This window comes from Acinetobacter sp. TR3, from assembly GCF_027105055.1.
In the GTDB taxonomy this organism is placed as follows: domain Bacteria; phylum Pseudomonadota; class Gammaproteobacteria; order Pseudomonadales; family Moraxellaceae; genus Acinetobacter.
This window is the reverse complement of the sequence record NZ_CP114264.1, coordinates 3,181,301-3,201,978: the sequence shown is the minus strand read 5'-3', so window position 1 is coordinate 3,201,978 and position 20,678 is coordinate 3,181,301. Positions and strand designations below refer to the sequence as shown.

General features: G+C 41.8%; 21 protein-coding genes. 11 read left to right on the top strand and 10 right to left on the bottom strand.

Going from position 1 to position 20,678, the window contains the following annotated elements; translation table 11 throughout:
- Nucleotides 1-2: 2 nt before the first annotated feature.
- From O1449_RS15385 to O1449_RS15365, 5 genes are all read left to right on the top strand, one after another.
- Nucleotides 3-3,131: an efflux RND transporter permease subunit gene (locus O1449_RS15385; protein WP_269229260.1), complete on the top strand. Its 3,129-nt coding sequence runs from the start codon at nt 3-5 to the stop codon at nt 3,129-3,131.
- A gap of 132 nt (nt 3,132-3,263) precedes the next feature.
- Nucleotides 3,264-3,641, top strand: a complete 378-nt coding sequence (locus tag O1449_RS15380; RefSeq protein WP_269229261.1) for a hypothetical protein — start codon at nt 3,264-3,266, stop codon at nt 3,639-3,641.
- A gap of 143 nt (nt 3,642-3,784) precedes the next feature.
- Nucleotides 3,785-4,903 (top strand): molecular chaperone DnaJ, encoded by a 1,119-nt coding sequence (dnaJ, locus tag O1449_RS15375; protein ID WP_269238758.1) that lies wholly within the window; start codon nt 3,785-3,787, stop codon nt 4,901-4,903.
- Between the two features lie 113 nt (nt 4,904-5,016).
- Nucleotides 5,017-5,838: a 4-hydroxy-tetrahydrodipicolinate reductase gene (gene dapB / locus O1449_RS15370; RefSeq protein ID WP_269238757.1), complete on the top strand. Its 822-nt coding sequence runs from the start codon at nt 5,017-5,019 to the stop codon at nt 5,836-5,838.
- A gap of 92 nt (nt 5,839-5,930) precedes the next feature.
- Nucleotides 5,931-6,578 carry an START domain-containing protein gene (locus O1449_RS15365; protein ID WP_269238756.1) on the top strand — a complete coding sequence of 216 codons (648 nt, stop codon included), beginning with the start codon at nt 5,931-5,933 and terminating at the stop codon, nt 6,576-6,578.
- Nucleotides 6,579-6,644: 66 nt separating this feature from the next.
- Here O1449_RS15365 and O1449_RS15360 read toward each other — a convergent pair whose 3' ends face one another.
- Both O1449_RS15360 and dkgB read right to left on the bottom strand, forming a co-directional pair.
- Nucleotides 6,645-7,832 (bottom strand): MFS transporter, encoded by a 1,188-nt coding sequence (locus O1449_RS15360; RefSeq protein WP_269238755.1) that lies wholly within the window; start codon nt 7,830-7,832, stop codon nt 6,645-6,647.
- A gap of 1 nt (nt 7,833) precedes the next feature.
- A complete protein-coding gene (gene dkgB / locus O1449_RS15355) occupies nt 7,834-8,640 on the bottom strand; it encodes a 2,5-didehydrogluconate reductase DkgB (protein WP_269238754.1) in 807 nt (268 codons plus the stop codon).
- 130 nt (nt 8,641-8,770) lie between these two features.
- On the opposite strand from dkgB, the gene O1449_RS15350 reads away from it, so the two are divergent.
- Entirely contained in the window at nt 8,771-9,673 is a 903-nt protein-coding gene (locus O1449_RS15350; protein ID WP_269238753.1) for a LysR substrate-binding domain-containing protein, read from the top strand.
- Here O1449_RS15350 and O1449_RS15345 read toward each other — a convergent pair.
- Nucleotides 9,621-10,031 (bottom strand): hypothetical protein, encoded by a 411-nt coding sequence (locus O1449_RS15345; protein ID WP_269238752.1) that lies wholly within the window; start codon nt 10,029-10,031, stop codon nt 9,621-9,623. The genes O1449_RS15350 and O1449_RS15345 overlap by 53 nt on opposite strands.
- A 90-nt stretch (nt 10,032-10,121) precedes the next feature.
- Here O1449_RS15345 and O1449_RS15340 point away from each other — a divergent pair, with 90 nt between their 5' ends.
- On the top strand, nt 10,122-11,549 hold the full coding sequence (locus O1449_RS15340; RefSeq protein ID WP_269238751.1) for an aminotransferase-like domain-containing protein: 1,428 nt from the start codon (nt 10,122-10,124) through the stop codon (nt 11,547-11,549).
- Here O1449_RS15340 and ahr read toward each other — a convergent pair.
- The 7 genes from ahr to O1449_RS15305 all read right to left on the bottom strand — a co-directional run bounded on the left by ahr (nt 11,546) and on the right by O1449_RS15305 (nt 16,282).
- Nucleotides 11,546-12,571, bottom strand: a complete 1,026-nt coding sequence (gene ahr / locus O1449_RS15335) for an NADPH-dependent aldehyde reductase Ahr (RefSeq protein WP_269229268.1) — start codon at nt 12,569-12,571, stop codon at nt 11,546-11,548. The genes O1449_RS15340 and ahr overlap by 4 nt on opposite strands.
- A gap of 34 nt (nt 12,572-12,605) precedes the next feature.
- On the bottom strand, nt 12,606-13,160 hold the full coding sequence (locus tag O1449_RS15330) for a DNA-3-methyladenine glycosylase I (RefSeq protein WP_269229269.1): 555 nt from the start codon (nt 13,158-13,160) through the stop codon (nt 12,606-12,608).
- Between the two features lie 35 nt (nt 13,161-13,195).
- A complete protein-coding gene (locus tag O1449_RS15325) occupies nt 13,196-13,441 on the bottom strand; it encodes a hypothetical protein (RefSeq protein ID WP_269229270.1) in 246 nt (81 codons plus the stop codon).
- Nucleotides 13,442-13,450: 9 nt separating this feature from the next.
- Nucleotides 13,451-13,987: a M23 family metallopeptidase gene (locus O1449_RS15320; protein WP_269229271.1), complete on the bottom strand. Its 537-nt coding sequence runs from the start codon at nt 13,985-13,987 to the stop codon at nt 13,451-13,453.
- Nucleotides 13,988-14,018: 31 nt separating this feature from the next.
- A complete protein-coding gene (mutY, locus tag O1449_RS15315; RefSeq protein ID WP_269238750.1) occupies nt 14,019-15,065 on the bottom strand; it encodes an A/G-specific adenine glycosylase in 1,047 nt (348 codons plus the stop codon).
- Nucleotides 15,066-15,216: 151 nt separating this feature from the next.
- Complete coding sequence (locus tag O1449_RS15310; RefSeq protein ID WP_269238749.1) at nt 15,217-15,954, bottom strand: dienelactone hydrolase family protein; 738 nt, start codon at nt 15,952-15,954, stop codon at nt 15,217-15,219.
- Between the two features lie 169 nt (nt 15,955-16,123).
- On the bottom strand, nt 16,124-16,282 hold the full coding sequence (locus O1449_RS15305) for a DUF1328 domain-containing protein (protein WP_004659733.1): 159 nt from the start codon (nt 16,280-16,282) through the stop codon (nt 16,124-16,126).
- 189 nt (nt 16,283-16,471) lie between these two features.
- Here O1449_RS15305 and O1449_RS15300 point away from each other — a divergent pair, with 189 nt between their 5' ends.
- The 4 genes from O1449_RS15300 to yddG all read left to right on the top strand — a co-directional run bounded on the left by O1449_RS15300 (nt 16,472) and on the right by yddG (nt 20,593).
- Nucleotides 16,472-16,924: a YcgN family cysteine cluster protein gene (locus O1449_RS15300; RefSeq protein WP_269229274.1), complete on the top strand. Its 453-nt coding sequence runs from the start codon at nt 16,472-16,474 to the stop codon at nt 16,922-16,924.
- A gap of 155 nt (nt 16,925-17,079) precedes the next feature.
- A complete protein-coding gene (gene ampC, locus O1449_RS15295) occupies nt 17,080-18,246 on the top strand; it encodes a class C beta-lactamase (protein ID WP_269238748.1) in 1,167 nt (388 codons plus the stop codon).
- 82 nt (nt 18,247-18,328) lie between these two features.
- Nucleotides 18,329-19,603 (top strand): replication-associated recombination protein A, encoded by a 1,275-nt coding sequence (locus O1449_RS15290; RefSeq protein ID WP_269239723.1) that lies wholly within the window; start codon nt 18,329-18,331, stop codon nt 19,601-19,603.
- A gap of 105 nt (nt 19,604-19,708) precedes the next feature.
- Complete coding sequence (gene yddG / locus O1449_RS15285) at nt 19,709-20,593, top strand: aromatic amino acid DMT transporter YddG (RefSeq protein WP_269238747.1); 885 nt, start codon at nt 19,709-19,711, stop codon at nt 20,591-20,593.
- The last annotated feature ends 85 nt before the right edge of the window (nt 20,594-20,678 follow it).

Below are 20,678 nucleotides of genomic sequence, written 5' to 3'. Positions count from 1 at the left end.
GCATGAAATTTAACCTTTCAGAATGGGCGCTGAAGAATAAGGGTATTGTTCTGTATTTTATGCTGTTACTCGGCATTGTCGGAATTATGTCTTATTCCAAGCTCTCTCAGAGTGAAGATCCTCCCTTTACGTTCAAAGTGATGGTGGTACAGACCTATTGGCCAGGTGCGACAGCCAAAGAGGTGTCGACACTTGTTACCGATCGTATTGAAAAAGAATTGATGACCACGGGGCAGTATGATCGCATCATGGCGTATTCACGCCCTGGTGAATCGTTGGTGACCTTTGTTGCGAAAGACAGTTTGCCATCGAGCCAGATTCCTGATATTTGGTATAACGTCCGTAAAAAGGTCAATGATGTACGTTCACAGCTACCGAGTGGCGTGCAAGGGCCATTTTTTAATGATGAATTTGGCGATACCTTCGGGAATATTTATGTCCTGACGGGTAAAGATTTTGACTATGCGGTAATGAAAGAATATGCCGATCGTTTGCAACTACAACTGCAACGGGTCAAAGATGTCAGCAAAGTCAATCTCGTTGGTCTGCAAGATCAGAAAATCTGGATTGAATTATCCAATACCAAAGCTGTTCAGCTCGGTGTACCCGTTACTGCAATTCAGGAAGCGATACAAAAGCAAAATGATATGGCAGGTGCAGGTTTCTTTGAAACAGGTACCGACCGTATTCAAATTCGTGTCAGTGGGCATTTACATAGTGTCGATGACCTGAAAAAAATGCCGTTGTTGGTCGGGAATAAAACCATTCAATTGGGTGATGTTGCTGAAGTCTATCGTGGTTTCAGTGAACCTGCTCAGCCACGTATGCGTTTCATGGGCGAGAACGGTATTGGGATTGCGGTGTCGATGCGCAAAGGTGGAGACATCATTGCACTGGGCAAAAACCTAGAAACCGAATTTAACAGTCTACAAAAAAGCTTACCTTTGGGCATGAAACTGCAAAAAGTTTCAGATCAGCCTGTAGCAGTACAACGCAGTATTCAAGAATTTTTAAAAGTACTGGCTGAAGCGGTGATTATCGTTTTATTGGTGAGTTTCTTCTCGCTCGGTTTCCGTACAGGGTTGGTCGTTGCATTGTCGATACCGTTGGTACTGGCGATGACGTTTGCAGGGATGAGCTTATTTGATGTAGGGCTACACAAGATTTCTTTGGGTGCATTAATTCTTGCACTGGGTTTGTTGGTCGATGATGCCATTATCGCCGTGGAAATGATGGCGATTAAAATGGAACAGGGTTACAGCCGACTGAAAGCCGCAGGCTTTGCATGGCAAACCACCGCGTTTCCAATGTTGACAGGAACATTGATTACCGCAGCAGGTTTCCTTCCAATTGCCACGGCACAATCTGGAACAGGTGAATATACTCGTTCTATTTTCCAAGTCGTGACGATTGCATTGATTGTGTCGTGGATTGCTGCGGTTTTATTCGTACCTTATTTGGGCGAAAAATTACTGCCTGATTTCACCAAGCAAAATCAACAAGCGGCGTGGTATTTACGCCTATGGGCAAGGTTACGTAAGCAACCAGCACCTGTCGTTGAGGCACATGCTGGGCATCATGATCCATATCAGTCAAAATTTTATCAATCTTTCCGTGGTGTCGTTGAAATCTGTATTACCTATCGTAAGACAGTGATTGCAGTGACCGTTGGCATATTTGTGTTGTCAGTGGCGATGTTTAAATTCGTTCCACAGCAGTTCTTCCCAGCATCAAACCGTGCGGAAATTTTGGTTGATTTAAAATTAGAAGAAGGCGCATCACTGGTTGCGACTGAACAGGCGGTGCATAAGGTTGAGCAATTCCTTGCGAAACAAAAAGGGATTGATAACTATGTAGCCTATGTCGGTACAGGGTCACCACGTTTCTATTTACCTTTGGATCAACAGCTTCCACAAGCCAGTTTTGCTCAATTTGTGGTATTGGCATCGTCTTTAGATGATCGTAATGAAATTCGCCGCTCTTTAGAGAAACAAATCAAGCAACTCTTGCCACAAGTACGTACCCGTGTGTCTTTACTTGAAAATGGCCCACCTGTGGGTTATCCATTGCAGTATCGTGTCTCAGGTGAAGATTTGGCAACGGTTCGGGCAGAGGCACAAAAAGTTGCTAAAGTTGTAGGTGAAGACCTGAATACCACCAATGTCCATTTGGATTGGGGTGAGCCAAGTAAAATTATTGCGATTGAAATTGACCAAGACCGTGCCCGTCAAATGGGTGTTTCTAGTGTTGATTTAGCCAATTTCTTGAATGCTTCGGTGACAGGCTCAGTGATGAATCAATATCGTGAAAAACGTGAGTTGATTGAGATTCGTCTACGTGGTGATAAAACTGAACGTGCAGAAGTAGCTTCTTTGGCAAGCTTAGCTGTGCCAACCACCAAAGGAACAACCGTACCTTTGGCACAGATTGCAAAAATTGAATCGCGCTTCGAAGAAGGCTTGATTTGGCATCGTAACCGCCTACCAACGATTACAGTTCGTGCCGATATTCGAACCAATTTACAGCCTGCAACCGTGGTTCAGCAGTTAGCAGATAAAATGCAAACTTTACGTGCGGATTTACCAAATGGCTATTTGCTTGAGGTGGGGGGGACGGTTGAAGAATCTGCGAAAGGTCAAAATTCAGTCAATGCAGGTATGCCATTGTTCTTGGCTGTGGTAATGACCTTGTTGATGATTCAATTGCGGAGTATGTCACGTGCAACGATTGTTCTGCTGACAGCACCACTTGGCTTAATCGGAGTGGTTGCATTCTTACTCTTGTTTAATAAACCGTTTGGTTTCGTGGCGATGCTTGGGACGATTGCATTGTCAGGGATGATTATGCGGAACTCGCTGATTTTGATTGATCAAATTGAACAAGATATTCAGGCAGGGTATGCGCCGTGGGATGCGGTGATTGGTGCAACCATGCGCCGTTTCCGCCCAATTGTATTGACGGCATTGGCTGCGGTACTGGCGATGATCCCGTTATCACGCAGTCTTTTCTTTGGTCCAATGGCAGTTGCGATTATGGGAGGCTTAATTGTTGCGACCTTATTGACCTTATTTTTCTTACCTGCATTGTATGCAGCATGGTTCAAAGTGAAGAAAGCAACACCGCTATCGTAATTATTTTGTGAATAAAGGTGCGAAATATTGAAAATTTCAATATAGTAGCACCTATATTTGAAGACCAAAAAATAATTGAATTTCATTGCATGATTGGTTTGGCAAAATGCGATGAATGAGGTGATCTAGAGCATGGGGCAAGACAATGTTGAGCAGCATCGCCGTTACGTGGCGATTTCTTATGTGTTCATGTTTCTTGCATTATTTACAATCGTGTTTGCAGTATTTGCATACCTATTAGCGCGAAAAGTTGCGATTGTGGATAATGCTGAAGTATGGATTCATGCACATGCCCTTTGGATCATGCGTAACGTGCTGTTATTTACCATGATCATTTGCTTTGCTGCGTTATGGTTTATTCCATTATTCTTTTTTGCATGGGATAGTGCATTGTGGGTAACAGGCATGACGGTCGCAGGTGTGATTTTCAGTGCAATCGCATGGTTGTTTTTGTTAAATGCATGGATCAAAGGTGTTGCTAAGTATTTTAAAAATAAAGCGGTATTCTAATTTTATCGCTTTTTTATTGTGCTAGGCCTTGTAAATTTAGAGTAGTGCCCTTATTAAGGCTCTGTTGACTTTGTTAATAAAATGTCAACAGAGCCTATTTATTTGTAGAGATTGAACCAATTCCGTGAGGAGCATCGCCAACCATGGCTAAACGTGATTATTATGAGGTTTTAGGCGTTTCGAAAACCGCAAGTGATGATGAGATTAAAAAAGCCTATCGTAAGTTGGCGATGAAGTATCATCCAGATCGTAACCCAGACAATACTGAAGCAGAAGATAAGTTCAAAGAAGCTGCAGAAGCCTATGAAATCCTGTCTGATGGCGAAAAGCGCAGCATGTATGATCGTGCTGGTCATAGTGCTTTTGAAGGCGGTTTTGGTGGCGGCGGTGGCTTCGGTGGTGGTTTTAGCGCAGAAGACATTTTTAGTCAGTTTGGCGATATTTTTGGTGGTGCTTTCGGTGGTGGCGGTGGTCGCCAACAGCAACGCCAACGCCGTGGTTCAGATCTTCGTTATGTGATGGAATTGACGCTTGAAGAAGCAGTCAAAGGCGTGAAAAAGACCATTACGTTTACTGCACCTGCACCTTGTGATAGCTGTGATGGTAAAGGTTCTAAGAATCCAAATGATGTTGAGACGTGTCGTACCTGTCATGGTGCGGGTCAAGTGCGTATGCAGCAAGGTTTCTTCTCGGTTCAGCAAACCTGTAGTACCTGCCGTGGTCAAGGCAAAATGATTAAGAATCCATGTAACACTTGTCATGGTTCAGGTGTTGCAGACCGTCAACAAACGCTTGAAGTCACTATTCCTGCGGGTGTGGACAACGGCGATCGTGTTCGCTTAACAGGTAAAGGTGAAGCGATTCGTGATGGTCAAGCGGGTGATTTATACGTTGAAGTCGTAGTTCGTGAACATGAAGTCTTCCAACGTGACGGTGCAGATCTATATATGGATGTGCCAGTCAGTATTGCTGATGCTGCATTAGGCAAAGAAATTGAAATCCCGACGCTTGATGGTCGTGTCAGCTTAAAAATCCCAGAAGGTACTCAAACAGGTAAGTTATTCCGCTTACGGGGTAAAGGTGTTCGTCCTGTACGTAGCAGCATGGTCGGTGACTTATTGTGCCGTATCGTGGTAGAAACACCTGTGAATTTAAACAGTCGCCAACGTGAATTGTTGAAAGAATTACAAGCGTCATTTGATGGTGATGGTCATGCTGCATCACCAAAGAAAAAATCATTCTTTGATCGCTTGTTTGATTAATTAGCATCAATAAAAAACCTGCTGCGGCAGGTTTTTTTATGGGAATTTTTTAGCGTAGGCATAGAGTTTTGCTATAGTAGCCCAATTGTTTAAATAAAAGACTAGGAAAAATTATGTCGACTTCTCCACGCATTGGAATCTTGGGTGCAGGCGGACGCATGGGGCGTATTCTGATTCAAGCAGTACAACAAGCAGGCTACCAACTCGCAGCAGCTGTTGAACGTCCAGAAAGCAGTTTGGTGGGTGCAGATGCAGGGGAACTTGCAGGGATTGGCAACATCGGCGTCAAGATTGTGGGAAGTTTAAGTGAAGTTTTAAAAGACTGTGATGTCGTGATTGATTTCACTGCGCCTGTTGCCACTGAACAACACTTAAAGTTATGCCGTGAGGCAGGTGTTGCAATGGTGATCGGCACTACAGGCATGTCGGATGAACAAAAGGCTTTCTTAGATGAAACTGCAACACAGACTCCAGTCGTTTATGCTGCTAACTATTCAGTTGGTGTGAATGTTTCAATCAAATTATTAGAGCTCGCAGCGAAAGTGTTTGGTGATACCGTTGACATCGAAATCATCGAATCACATCACCGTCATAAAGTGGATGCACCATCAGGTACCGCATTTATGATGGGTGAGGCGATTGCAGATACCTTAGGCCGTGACTTGAAAACGGATGCAGTGTATTGCCGTGAAGGTCATACAGGCGCTCGTGAACGTCAAAGTATTGGTTTTCAAACTATTCGTGGTGGCGACATCGTCGGTGAACATACCGTGATGTTTATTGGTGAAGGTGAGCGTGTTGAAATCACACACAAAGCGACCAATCGAATGAATTTTGCTTCTGGTGCTGTGCGCGCGGCTGCATGGGTTGTTGGTCGTGAAGCACGTAAATATGATATGAAAGATGTTCTTGGCTTTAATGATATTGAAGTTTAATCTTTCTTTTTTCGCCTAAAGAGCTTGTTGAGCATCTAAAAAATGTGCTGTTCAAACAAGCTCTCACAATGACTAAAACAATTGAGCATGACATGAATAAAAAGCATATTATTCTTGCTACACTGCTAAGTGCGACGAGTTTAGTCGTCAGTGCCGCAGAAGCACCTAAACTGAGTTTACATCGCAATAATATTAAAGTTTGGACTTACCAAACAGAAAATAATCCTGTTTTCCAATATAAAGCAGAAACCACTTTTGATGTGCCATTAGAACGGGCTGTTGCTGTGGTACTGGATGTTGAACGTACGCCACAATGGGTACCTTATGTTGCGAAAGCACAACTGTTGTCTCGTGATGAAAAGAAAGGTGAATTTACCCTATATATGTTGTTAGATTTTCCGTTTCCTTTGAAAGACCGAGATGTGGTGATTAAAGGTAAAATGATTAAAAATGCAGATGGTAGTATTACGATCAAGAATAGTACAGTGAAGAATACTTATCCTGAGCAGCCTGATGTGATTCGTCTAACTCAGTATACAGGAGATTGGACGTTCCAAAGACTTGCCAATAATAAAGTCAAAGTCATGACCAGTGGTTATGCCGATCCAGCAGGTTCGATCCCTCTCAGTTTTGTAAATATGTTTGTGCAGCAGCAACCGTATCAAATGCTAATGAAGATGAAGAAAGAAATTTATAACCCATTATATGCGCAGCCACATTTACCTGATTTACTTAAATAATGAACTAATTTGTGGAATCCTATTCGACATAAAAAGCCTGATTTAAATCAGGCTTTTTTTTGCAGATTAAACTTGGAGGTATTGTTGTAACCGCAGATTGGCTTTGCTCGCTAATTTCATTTGAATTAAAACCAAAATAAGCCCAATACTCGCGAGTACAGCACCGATGATCGATACCGCGCTATAGTTCAAACCAAAACTTAATACTGCTCCACCTGCTGCCGCACCAATTGCATTGCCGAAGTTGAATGCGCCGATATTGACAGAAGATGCGAGACCAGATGCTTCATGAGCAACTGACATGACACGCATTTGTAAAGGTGGAACGATGGCAAATGCTGCTGTGCCCCAAATGACTAAACCAATGGCTGTGCCCAGTTGTGCTTGAGCAAGAATTGGGAAAATCAACATCAAGCTGATCAATAATAGCAAGAAGCCAATCAGGGTTTTATTGATTGATAAATCGGCAAACTTTCCACCTAAATGGTTGCCAATAGAGAAACCAATCCCGATTAAGACCAACATCATAGTGATAAAGGTCGGTGAAGCATGGCTAAACTCAACCAAGCTTGGCGCGATGTAGGTGTATAGGGTAAACATCGCCGAAGCACCAAATACCGTGGTCAAGAGTGCCAACAGCACAGGCAGGCGAGTGAGCACTTTGAGTTCCATTTTGATATTGGGTTTTTGACCCACAGCACCGACAGGCAGTGCTTTCCAGAGCGCCAGCATGGTGATGACACCGAGTGCAGAAATCGCAAGGAAAGACATTCTCCAACCAATGTTTTGCCCCACCCACGTTGCGAGGGATACACCGCCAATATTGGCGATGGTTAAGCCCATAAACATGGTGGCAACAGCACTGGCCTGTTTATTTGCTGGAACAACACTGGCTGCCACCACAGAACCAATCCCGAAAAAGGCACCGTGGTTTAAGCTGGTCATTAATCGGGCTCCCATTAAACTCATGTAATTGGGTGCAAAGGCTGCAATCAAATTACCGATGGTAAAAATTGCCATGAGTAGAATCAGTGCATTACGACGTGCAAATCCACCAAACCATAAGGTCATGATTGGCGCACCGAGCATCACGCCCAGTGCATAACCGGTAATCAACATGCCCGCACTTGGAATCGATACCCCAAGATCATTGGCAATATTGGGCAACAGCCCCATTGGAGAGAACTCTGTTGTTCCGATTGCAAATGCACCAATCGCCAGTGCCAGCAAAGGAAGGTTGATGCGGCTGCTCATGTTATTTGTCCCATTCAGGCGCAAATCGTTCAGGATTTATTTCTCGACCATTACGTTCAAGTTGAGCAATCAACTGCATTTCTTCTGTACTTAAAGTTAAGTCTTGAGCTTTTAAGTTGCTGATCAGGTTTTCACGTTTGGTTGATGATGGAATCACCGCAAAACCATTTTGTAAGGCCCAAGCTAAAGCGACTTGTGCGGTGGTTACCTGATGTTGGGCTGCAATTTCAATTAAGGTTGGATCCTGCAGTACTTTGCCATAGGCCAGTGTCATGTATGAGGTCACGTCAATATTTTGTTCGCCTAAGAAATTGACTAAAGTACGATTCTGCAAATATGGACTTAACTCAATTTGGTTAGTGGCAATGTGTTCGACACCAATGCTCTCAATCGCTTGTTGAGTCAAGGCGATATTAAAGTTTGAAATCCCGATTTGTTGAGTCAGACCCTGTTGTTTCGCTTCTAAAAGCAATTGCATCACGCTTGGAATGGATACACCCAATGCTGGAGCTGGCCAGTGGATCAAGGTGAGATCGACAGCATCAGTGCGAAGTTTTTGTAAGCTGTCTTTTAAACTTGGAATGAATTTGTCTTCAGTAAAGTTATCGACCCAGATTTTTGTGGTTAAGAATAAATCTTGACGTGCAACACCACTTTCTGCAATGGCTTGACCAACCGCAGCTTCATTCTCATAAACCTGTGCGGTATCAATGGCACGATAACCCACTTCTAGTGCGGTTTTAACTGAATCAATGACTGCTTGATCTTTTAGACGGAAAGTACCTAAACCAAATTGTGGGATGCGCATATTTTTCACCTGTTTTTTTATGCTCTGAAGAGCTATTGATGGCTGTTATTTTGCGATGATTATTGTTGCTAAAAAATAGATGAATTTGCAAAATATAGTTGACTAAATATCAATAATTGAGGAGGTGGCAATGAAATCTACGGTAGAAGAACTACTTGCTTTTATGACCATTGTCGATACAGGATCGTTTATTGCTGCTGCCGAGCGACTTGGTCAGACAGCGTCGGGAATGAGCCGCTCTCTCAGTCGTCTAGAATCAAAGCTTGGAGTTACCTTGCTGGAACGCACGACCCGAAAGTTAAAACTGACCCAAGAAGGACAACAGTTTTTACAGCATGCGCGTAAAATTCTCAGTGATTTAAATGCAGCTGAAGAAGCCCTAGAAAAATCGGATCAGGATACCTCGGGTGTGATTCGGATTGACTCAGCTACACCGTTTATTCTGCATGTGATTACGCCATTGGTACATAAATTCAGACAAAGTTATCCCAATATTGAGATTGAGCTGAATAGTAATGATTTAGTGATAGATCTATTAGAACATAAGACCGATGTGGCATTTCGTTTTGGTGAATTACATGATTCCAGTCTGCATGCGAAGCTGGTGTGTAAAAGCCGAATTTATATTGTTGCCAGTCCTGAATATTTACAGCGTAAGGGTAGACCTGTACAAGCCCAGACATTAATTGAGCATGATGTGATTGGTTTCACCCGTCCCACTTATATCAATACTTGGCCCATTAAAATTGATGGTGAGTATTTTCAAGCCCAACCGAAACTAAAAGCATCGAGTGGCGAAACCGTTCGACAACTCTGTTTACGTGGGCAGGGGATTGCCCGATTATCAGAGTTTGAAATCTGGCAGGATATGAAAGAAGGCCGCCTTGAGGCTCTATTTGAAGATCAGATTGAGCATTCTTATCAAAGCATCCATGCTGTGTATTATCAACAAGCGCATTTGCCGAAACGGGTTCGCTTATTTATTGAGTTTTTGACTGAGCAGTTAAGTCATGGATTTTCGGTTTGCCAATAGCTGTTTCGGCAAGTTTGAGTTCTAAAACTTGAACAAGTTGTCCAGTCGGTTGTTGTACTGCAACTTTGACCTGTTGCTGTTGTTGCGTGCATTCAATTTTGACCGTTGGTAGAAAGTTACTTGAGAGCATCAGGCCATTTTCATTGGGCTTCTTATAGGTCAGTTTGATGACACGGGTCTGCTCAGGGGCTTCACTTTTCTCCATTTTCCATAATTCATAGGTCGATTGGTTTTGAATTTGCAGATATCCCTGTGAGAGTGATTTACACACTTGTTGTTGCTGATAAGTGGACTGGTCAGTCAGATTGCAGCCTGTAAAAAAAATTGTAGAAAATATAAATAAGATATTGTTTTTCATGCTCTTATCCTTTGTCAGTTGATTTTTATAGCTTAACGGTGTTGTATTAACCAATACAGATACAGAAATTTATAAAAAAGCAGTACAGATATGACTTTTCAATATCAACGCCTAGCAGATCAACTGGCTCATAAAATTTATCAACATGAATTACAGCCACAGCAAAAGTTGAGTTCTTTAAGGGAATTTGCTCGTCAGCAAAGTATTAGTTTGAGTACCGCACAACAATGCTACGAACTGTTAGAAGCGAAAGGACTGATTTATGTCAAAGCCAAGTCAGGCTATTTTGTAAGTTCAAGACAATATCAAAGTGCTGCTCCTAAAAGTCCAAGCTTTGAGTCCAAAGCACGGCAAGTCTCGAATTTAGACTTACAAAATCAGATTCAAACAGCATCGATTCAAAATCATTTAACCCCTTTAGGGGCTATTCAGTTGTCGCCCCATTTAATTCCTGTAGATGGGCTACGTCGTTCCCTACAGCGTGCGCTTAAACACTGTCAGCCTGAAGATTTTTTATATTGTAATAAACAGGGGCATGAGCAGTTACGTAAGGCTTTATCAGATCATTGGCGTGAAGATGGAATTTATGTCGCTACGGAAGATATTTTTATTACCAATGGCTGTATGCCAGCTTTGTCCCTGTTAATTCAGCAGATCAGTCAGGAAGGGGACAGTATTTTAATTCCAACACCTACTTTTAACGGTCAGTTGCAAATGTTGGCAAGTCTTAAGCGTAAGATTATTGAGATTCCAGCAGATCATCGAGGTATTGATCTTGAACGTCTTGAGTTTTTTATGAAACAGGGCGATGCCAAGCTGTGTTTACTCACTGCTAATTTTCAAAATCCATTGGGCTACTGTTTAAGTCATTCACAGAAGCAAAAAATTGCTCAACTCGCACAGCAATACCAATGTTTTATTTTAGAAGATGATATTTATGGTGAATGCAGTTTCCAAAAAGAGAGGCCTTTGCCGATTCGTTATTGGGATCAACAAGGCTACGTAATTTGGTGTGGTTCAGTCTCGAAGTCACTGTCTACGGCCTATCGTGTAGGATGGTTTTGCTTGGGACAACAATTGCAACACTTACGACCACAACTCTTATCAAATAACGTCGGTGTCAATACACCCTTACAGTTAGGCTTGGCTGATTTCATTTATAGTCGTGGTTATCGTGAGCATTTGGATGAGTTAAGACCGAAGTTGATGCAACAAGTCGAACAGTATCGTGCTTATATTTTGGAAGTATTTGATGGGATTTCAATCGCCTTGAGTCAATCAGAAGGTGGTTATGCTTTGTGGTTGCAACTACCAGAAAATATTACGGGCTTAGAGTTATATTATTTAGCGCAGCGCCAAGGGATTAATATCGTACCAGGGGAAGTATTTGGTGAAGATCAGCGTTATCAGCACTTCATCCGCTTAAATGCAGGGCATGCGTTGACCACCGAAATCCGCCAAGCAATTCAACAGTTGGCGGATTGGGTGAGAGAGCGTATGTCGTCGATTTTAAATTAATCAAAGTCTGCTTTAAGTACAATACGATAACGTGCTTGACCTGAATGAAGTCGTTCAATGGCTTCATTGAGTTGAGACATTGGAAATAGCTCAATTTGTGGTGCAATATTTTTACGTGCGGCAAATTGTAGTAGTTGGCGCAGTGCTAAAGGTGACCCAGTTGGTGAAGCTGTAACAGATTTGGCACCACTCATGATAGTACCTACAGAAACTGGAATAGGCTCTAAGGTAATACCCAAGAAATGCATACTACCATTCGGTGCCAATGTATTGAGATAGGATTGCCAATTCAGGGTTACATTGACGGTGCTAAGCAATAGATCAAACTTGCCACGTTGCGCTTTGATCGCTTGAGCATCACGACTATTTACCACATGGTCAGCGCCCATGGCTTTGAGCTCTTCAGTTTTGTCTGGATTTGAACTAAATGCGGTAATCTCGCAACCCCAAGCCTTAAGTAGCTTGATGGCCATATGCCCTAAACCACCAATCCCAATCACACCGACATGATGTGTTGCTTGAATCTGATGTTTAAGCAAAGGATCAAACACGGTAATGCCGCCACAAAGCAATGGTCCTGCACTTTCAGGATCCAAAGCCTCCGGTAGAGGAATGACCCATTGCCAACCTGCGCGAACTTTTTCTGCAAAGCCACCCGCATGACCAACGATAGTCGCAACGCTGCCACCGGTACATAAAACTTGATGACCACCAATACAAGGATCACATGCTTGGCAACTTTCAGCTGTCCAACCAATGCCAACACGTTGACCAAGTTTCAGTCCTTTGGCTTCTGAACCGAGTGCGATAATTGTGCCAATAATTTCATGTCCAGCGACAGCAGGATAAACGGATGAATGCCATTCATTATTGATCACAGACAAATCTGAGTGACATAAACCGCAGTATTCAACTTTAACTTCAACCTGATGTGGCTTTAATTCACCTGCATCAAATTGATAAGGAACCAATTGCTCGCCTGCTTTCATTGCAGCATAAGCACGAATTTGGTTATTGCTCATTCGATAACTCCTTGGAAAGGAAAATGAATTGATATTATTTAAAATGGCAGTGATTTTCGTGATCGTTGACCATTCCTACCGCTTGCATAAACGCATAACAAGTTGTGGGGCCAACAAATTTAAAACCACGTTTTTTCAGTGTTTTTGAAAGTTTTTGACTGAGTTCGGTTTGTGCAGGTGCATCACGATAGTGAATGACATCGTTATTTGGAGTCTGATGGTCAACAAAGGCCCATAGCCAATGAGATACATCACCAACTTCATTTTTGAGTTGCTGCCATGCAATTGCATTGTCTCGAATCGCTTTAAGTTTACCTAGATGACGAATTAATCCTGCATCACTCAGTTTGTCTTCGAGTTGATCATCAGTAAACTCTGCAATCTTAGTAATTGGATAGTGAAAGAAGTGTGAACGGTAATTCTCGCGCTTTTTTAGTACTGTAATCCATGATAATCCAGCTTGTTGACCTTCAAGACAAAGCATCTCAAATAATCGTTTTTCATCTTGTTCTACTTTGCCCCATTCTTTATCGTGGTAGTTAATATAGAGTGGATCATTGGAGCACCAGCCACAGCGTTGAATCGTCATATTTGATGCTCCCTATTGTTATTCATATAAAATCATTAAAGTGTGAATGCCACCCATTCATTTGGGCGAGTATCCCAATAATACAGTTCAGCTGTATTTAAATCAGTAAATTTAAGCCAAAAGTCTTTACCAGATTTATCTGCAAATCCTGTGCTAATCAGCAGAGCATCTTCGGTAATTTCCATAATCCAGCCTTGATAGCTTGTACCATTGATGATGATTTTTTGCTGATTTCCAGACTCTGCAAATTTAACCAGTCGTTCAATCAATGCTTCTGACATTCTATGTTCCTAACGTAAATATGAGTATGGATTGACTGCTCCACGCCCTTTGCCATTTAAATAAATACCATAATGTAAATGTGGGGCAGTCGCACGAGCATTGCCTGTATTGCCCACATAACCAATGAGGTCGCCTTTATGAACATAGTCTCCCACATTAAGACCACGTTTATGACCATCTAAATGGGCATAGTAGTGCCAAGAACCAGATGGTCCAAGAATCCAAATGATTTTGCCACCTAAATTATTATTACGTAAATCAGCGACTAACCCTTCGGTAGCACTATACACTTTCGTCCCACGCTCCGCCATGATATCAATCCCTTCGTGGTTACGTCCTTGGCTACGTGCAGCTCCCCAAGTATCTCGTAATTCACTTCGATTGATACCTTTGACTGGAACGGGCAAACGGCTATCTAAACGCAGATTTTTAAGTTTATTGATTTGAGTGGCTGGTAGGGGCGTAGGCTTACTAGGCGTTGTCGTACATGCAGAAATTAGAATAGCCAATAGACTAATCACGATAAATGGAATCGAAAGACGCACACAAACTCCTTGTGATTTCGATTTACAACAATTAAGTAGAGCAAGTCTTTTGTTTTGCTGTAATCAATTTTTTCATGGCGGTTGGAATGCCTTTGGCAATCGCAGCTTCTGGACTTAGCCATACTCCATTTAATTCGATACTGAGCTGCTCTTTTTGATCATGTTCCACGTGGAACAGTTGCTCATGCAGTATCCATGTAAAGTGGGTAAAACTATGACTAATCTGTAGTGATGATACTTGAGCTTGGAGCTTAAATTGCTGTTCAATCTGTTGTAATTCGGTTGCCTGTTCAATAACAGGCAGACAATACAAACCTCCCCATAGACCGTGGGCTTCACGTTGTTGCCAAAGCCACTCATGACCTGCTTGAATTAGGAGCACATTCGCCGTTTTAACAGGGACAGGTTTTTTTGCTTTTTTAAATGGGAGTTCTTGTTCTAAACCTTGTTGATAGGCCTGACAGTGTTGTTGCATTGGGCAGTATAAACATAAAGGCTTTTTCGGTGTGCAGACTGTAGCACCCAAATCCATGATTGCTTGGGTGTAATCATGATTACGTTCTTTAGGGCACAGCTGTTCCGCAATTTGCCATAAAGTGCGCTCATGCTGTGGCTTAGATAGATCATCTTCAATCGCAAAAAAACGTGCTAAAACTCGTTTCACATTGCCATCCATAATGACGCCATATTGTCGTAAGCCAAGAGACATTAATGCACCAGCGGTTGAACGACCAATGCCTGGTAATTCAATCCACTGTTCTAATGTTTCAGGAAACTTTCCTTTCTGCTTTACGATTACAGCGGCTTTGTGCAGATTGCGTGCACGGGCATAGTAGCCCAAACCAGCCCAATAAGGGGCAACGTCATCCCAACTGGCCTGACCAAGATCGTCTACGGTTGGAAACCTTTTGATAAAGCGATCAAAATATTGCAGAACAGTTTTAACTTGAGTTTGTTGTAGCATGATTTCTGATACCCAAACTTTGTAGGGATCATTAGCGACTTGCCATGGTAAATCGTGGCGGCCATGTTGGTCGAACCACGTGAGTAGTGCATCAGAAAATGAGAAATCAGACATGAATCAGAACTATCAAAAGCAGAGGCTTAGTATAATGAAAATATAATCGTGGACTCATTTAAATGATAAAAACATTTGTTCGTGTGTAGGAGACATAAATGCCACCTACACAGAATGAAGTCTTTGCGAAAGTTTATGCCAATATTTTGAATCAGTTTAAATGTTTATCTAGTAATTTATACATAGCTTCTAATCCTTGATGTTCAGCTTCGGCGTTATAGCCTAAGTCAACATTATTTGCTTTAGCTCGCTCATCTGCGAGGCGATTACTAAAACCATGTTTGGCATCTTCAAAAATAATCACGTCATGATCGACTTCTGCATCGTGCATTTCCTGACGGAAGCTTGCGACATCATCTAAAGAAACCATGGTGTCGATCTCACCATGTAATACAAGAATTTCAGCCTGAATCTTTCCTTTTTGTGCAGGTGCTTTAGGGCTTAAATTCGCGTGGAAGGTCACCACAGCTTTCAAATCGGCACCAGATCGCGCCAAATCAAGAACAACTTTACCACCATAACAAAAACCAATTGCTGCCAATTTTTCAGTATTGACCTCTGGTTGTGCTTTTAAAGCATCTAAGCCTGCTTGAGCACGCTCAACCACGGTGTCTACATGATCAAATGTTTGCATCATCCATGCAGATGCTTGAGGAACATCAGAGGTAACTTTTTTGTCTCCATACATATCAATTGCGAGAGCGGCAAAACCGTGTTCTGCAAGTTCACGCGCACGTTGCTCGGTATATTCGGTACGTCCCCACCATTCTGGAGCAACAATAACTCCTGCAACTGGTACATCTCGGATAGGTGTCGCAAAATAGCCAATAAGGCGTTGACCATCTGGGGCAGTATATTCAATTTCACGTGTTGTAATTGGAAAGCTCATTTTTTAATCCTGATCTATATTTTCAATGCTTTGATTAAAGCATAAAAAAGCAAAAAATTGATGATGTTAGCGGAAAGACAAACTTTTATTCGGCTGAAATGATGACAATAAAAAAAGAAGAATACGGCGATTCTTCTTTTTTCTTTCTGAATTTTTATTTCTCTTTAAACTAAGCTTTACCGCGTGATAAAAAACCCACTACAGCAAGAATAGCCGCGATCACTAATAAAATGACGGCAAAGTCTTTGGATAAACCAGCAACACCACCAAAACCTAATAAACTCGCGATTAATGCAATCACTGCAAAGATAATAGCCCAACGGAACATATTACTTACTCCTAAATTTATCGTTATGAGATTACTATAGCGTGTATTTTTTGAACCAAATGTGGTGTTTCTGTGGTTGAAATGTTCAATAACTTAAGTATTGTTAATCGCTTAAGTCGCTTGGAAAACAGCTTGATTGAGAATAAATGCTATAATCAACACAAATTTTAAAAGCCTAAAACATTTGTCATGTCTACCGAATTGCGCGCTAACTTTTGGAAACTATATCCACTTGATCAGTTGAATAATACTGAGTGGGAGGCATTGTGTGATGGTTGCGGCTTATGTTGTTTGGTTAAGCTTGAAGATGAAGAAACGGCAGAAGTCGCATACACCAAAGTTGCATGTAAATTATTAGATTGTAAAACGGCACGTTGTTCTGATTATCCGAATCGTCAACAGCATGTTGCAGATTGTATTCAATTGACACCTGAAAGATTGCAAACAATTACATGGTTACCTCCTAGTTGTGCTTATCGCCGTTTGAATGAAGGTAAAAATTTACCGTCATGGCATTATTTAAATACGGGCTCACGTCAAAGTGTGATTAAAGCGAAAAAATCAGCAGCAGGACGCTGTATTTCAGAACAAGATATCAATGACGAAGATATCGAAGATTATGTCGTACGTTGGATACGATAAGATAGAGTTCTCTTTATTGATCAGCGTTTCTCAGCAATAAAAACAATACTTTTACAGTAATTTTTCTATTCCCCCGATAGGATGAGCATCGAGAGGCAGGCATTGTTGCCGCAGGCTCTCTAGTTGTTTGAATGAAATGAGTTTGGGAAATAGACATGATCGCATCAAGAATGCTGTTCTTCACCGTAGGGCTTTTATCTTGTTATTCTTCGGTTTGGGCGCAACCGCTCAGTGAGCAGCAAGTCAAAGAGATTGTAGATCAGCAATTTAAACCACTATTAGATCAATATAAGATTCCTGGATTAGTGGTTGCGGTGACATTGAAAGGGCAGCATTACTTTGTAAATTATGGTGTTGCTTCCAAGCAAAGCAATCAACCGATGAGTAATAAGACCTTATTTGAACTTGGCTCAGTCAGTAAGACCTTTAATGCTACTTTGACAGGCTATGCACAGGCGCAAGGGCAATTATTGTTGTCTGATCATCCTGCCAAGTATTTTCCAGAATTAAAAAATACCGCACTGAATAAAGCTACGATTTTAAATTTAGGTACATATACCGCAGGTGGCTTTCCGCTGCAATTTCCAGATGAAGTTGTTAGTCAGCAGGATATGCTTCAATATTTTCAGACTTGGCAGCCAAAAACCAAAGTTGGTGCAGCTCGTCAATATTCCAATCCAAGTATTGGTTTGATGGGTTATGTCACGGCATTCGCCATGAAAAAGCCGTATGCAGAATTACTTGAGAAAACGTTGTTTCCGCAACTTGGTTTGACACAGAGTTTTATTCATGTGCCTGAGCAGCAGATGCCACAATACGCATGGGGGTATAAAAATGACCAACCCATTCGCGTTTCTGCGGGGATGTTTGATGCGGAAGCGTATGGCGTGAAGAGTAGCAGTTTCGATATGCTGAAATTTTTAGATGCTCAAATTTACCCACAAAAATTAAAACACCCTCTTCGCAAAGCGATTGAAAATACGCATGTTGGGTATTTTAAAGTCGGTGCGATGACCCAAGGTTTAGGTTGGGAGCAATATGCTTATCCTGTTAAGCTTGAAACACTTTTACAAGGCAATTCAAGCAAAATGGCTTTAGAAAGTCATATCGTTACACCGATCAAACAACCAAAGCGTGCTCCAGCAGCAACATTGTTTAATAAAACTGGTTCAAGTAATGGCTTTGGTGCCTATGCTGCATTTATTCCACAGCAGAAAATTGGGATTGTGATGCTCGCGAATACTAATTTTCCGAATGAAGCTCGAATTACTGCAAGCTACCATGTCATGCAGCAGTTACTTCAAAAGAATACTGCGCAATAGAATGTCGCGTGATTGCAGATTCAAATTGTAGATTTGAGTCAGACACAATAGACTAGGATAAAACAGCATAAAGCCAATAATGATGTCAGATACGCATATTCCTTTACCTGAACGTTTACGCCCTCGTGATTTGTCAGAAATCATCGGGCAAGATCATTTGCTCGGTGAGCATGCACCGTTACGTCAAATGATTGATCAGGGGCATTTGCCTTCGATTATCTTTTGGGGACCACCAGGGGTAGGGAAAACCACGATTGCTTTATTATTGGCACAAGCAGTCGATCGCCCTTTTATTAGTTTATCTGCATTAAATACGGGCGTAAAAGAGCTGCGTGAAGTGATTGCTGAAAGTGGTGATCTACTGACACCAGTGGTGTTTATTGACGAGATTCATCGTTTTAATAAGTCACAACAAGATGCCTTACTGAATGCAGTTGAAAAAGGCAAAATCACTTTGATTGGTGCAACCACGGAGAATCCATCTTTTGAAGTGAATAGTGCACTGCTTTCTCGTTGTCAGGTTTATACCTTAAACAGTTTGGATGCTGATGCGATTCAAACCCTGATCAATAAAGCCATTCAAAGTGATAAGTTTTTGAAAGAGCGTTTTATTCAGATTGAAGAATATGATGCGCTTATTCAATTTGCTGCGGGTGATGCACGTAAAGCGCTTAATTTGATTGATTTAATTGCCAGCACTTTTGAGCCTGATATTGAAAATATCGTCACCAATGCAATTGTGGTCAAAGTCGCACAGCAGAATATTGCACGTTATGACAAATCAGGTGAGCAGCATTATGATTTGGTTTCGGCATTTATCAAATCAATTCGTGGTAGCGATGCGGATGCGACCCTATACTGGATGGCACGCATGCTCAAAGGTGGTGAAGACCCTATTTTTATTGCACGTCGAATGTTGATTGCAGCATCGGAAGATATTGGCAACTCGAATCCGAATGCCTTGTTGTTGGCGGGTGAGTGTTTCCGTTCAGTACAAGCGGTCGGTATGCCTGAAGCACGGATTATCTTAGGTCAATGTGCTGTATATCTCGCAACCAGCCCGAAAAGTAATAGTACCTATCTCGCCATTAACCGAGCTTTGGAGCTTGCCGAAAAAACTGCGAATTTACCTGTGCCGTTACATCTACGGAATGCGCCAACCAAATTGATGAAGAAACAAGGTTATGGCGTGGATTATCTCTATCCGCATAATTACCCTGAGCATTTTGTTTTACAGGAATATTTGCCGCCTGAATTGCGGGGTACGAAGCTGTATGAGCGAGCCTTAAATAAACGTGAAGTTGAAGCCGAACGTTTGCAGCAACGCCGTTGGCAGCAGGAACAACAGCAACAATAAAGATCTGTTTAAACAGATGAGTTGTATTTTCACATTTCACCTAGTCAAGTTCCCAAAAGTGTAAATGGGAATTTGGCCGCGGTTTTATATTCGATTTATTTCAATATGACCTCAAAAAAAGCCACATTCATTGGATTGCTTGCAATCTTCCTTTGGAGCTTGATTGTTGCATTGATCAAGGATGTCAGTTCGCATTTTGGTGCAGTCGGTGGCGCAGCATTAATTTATACGCTTGCTTCTATTTTTCTATTTTTTTCAGTAGGTTGGAGCAATCTTAAAAGTTTTCCAAAAGCCTATTTAATTTGGGGCAGTATTTTATTTGTTAGTTATGAAGTGTGTTTATCACTATCTATTGGCTTTAGCAGTAATAATCGAGAAGCGATTGAAGTTGGGATGGTGAACTATTTATGGCCAACATTCACGATGGTTGCTGCTATTGTATTTAATCAACAAAAAGCCAATTTTCTCATTATTCCTGGTTTTATGATCTCTCTCTTGGGCATTTGCTGGGTATTAGGCGGTGAGCAAGGTCTTGATTTACCTAGCATGTGGGCAAACATACAACATAACCCACTGAGTTATGCACTGGCTTTCATCGGAACGCTCCTTTGGTCGGCTTATTGTACCCTCACTGCGAAGATGGCTAAGGGTAGTAATGGGATTACCTTATTTTTTATGTTGGTTTCGATGGTGCTTTGGATTAAATATGCATTGATGGGCGGCGGCGCATTTGATTTTGATTGGTCATCTTCCACGTCCTTACTTTTTGCCGCTGCCGCTATGGGCTTTGGTTATGCTGCATGGAATGTCGGGATTTTGCATGGCAATGTCACGTTATTGGCAGGTGCTTCGTATTTCATTCCTGTATTCTCAGCTTTTTTCTCGGCAATTCTACTCAGTACGCCACTGACGATTTCTTTTTGGTATGGTGCCTTTATGGTGTGTATGGGGTCAATTTTATGTTGGTTCTCGACTCGAGTGAAGCAATAAGTAGGCGCATTTCAGATGGGTAGATGCTTTTATTCTGAGTTGTTATAGTCACTATATTTTTTAAGTGGCTACTAGACACTTCACA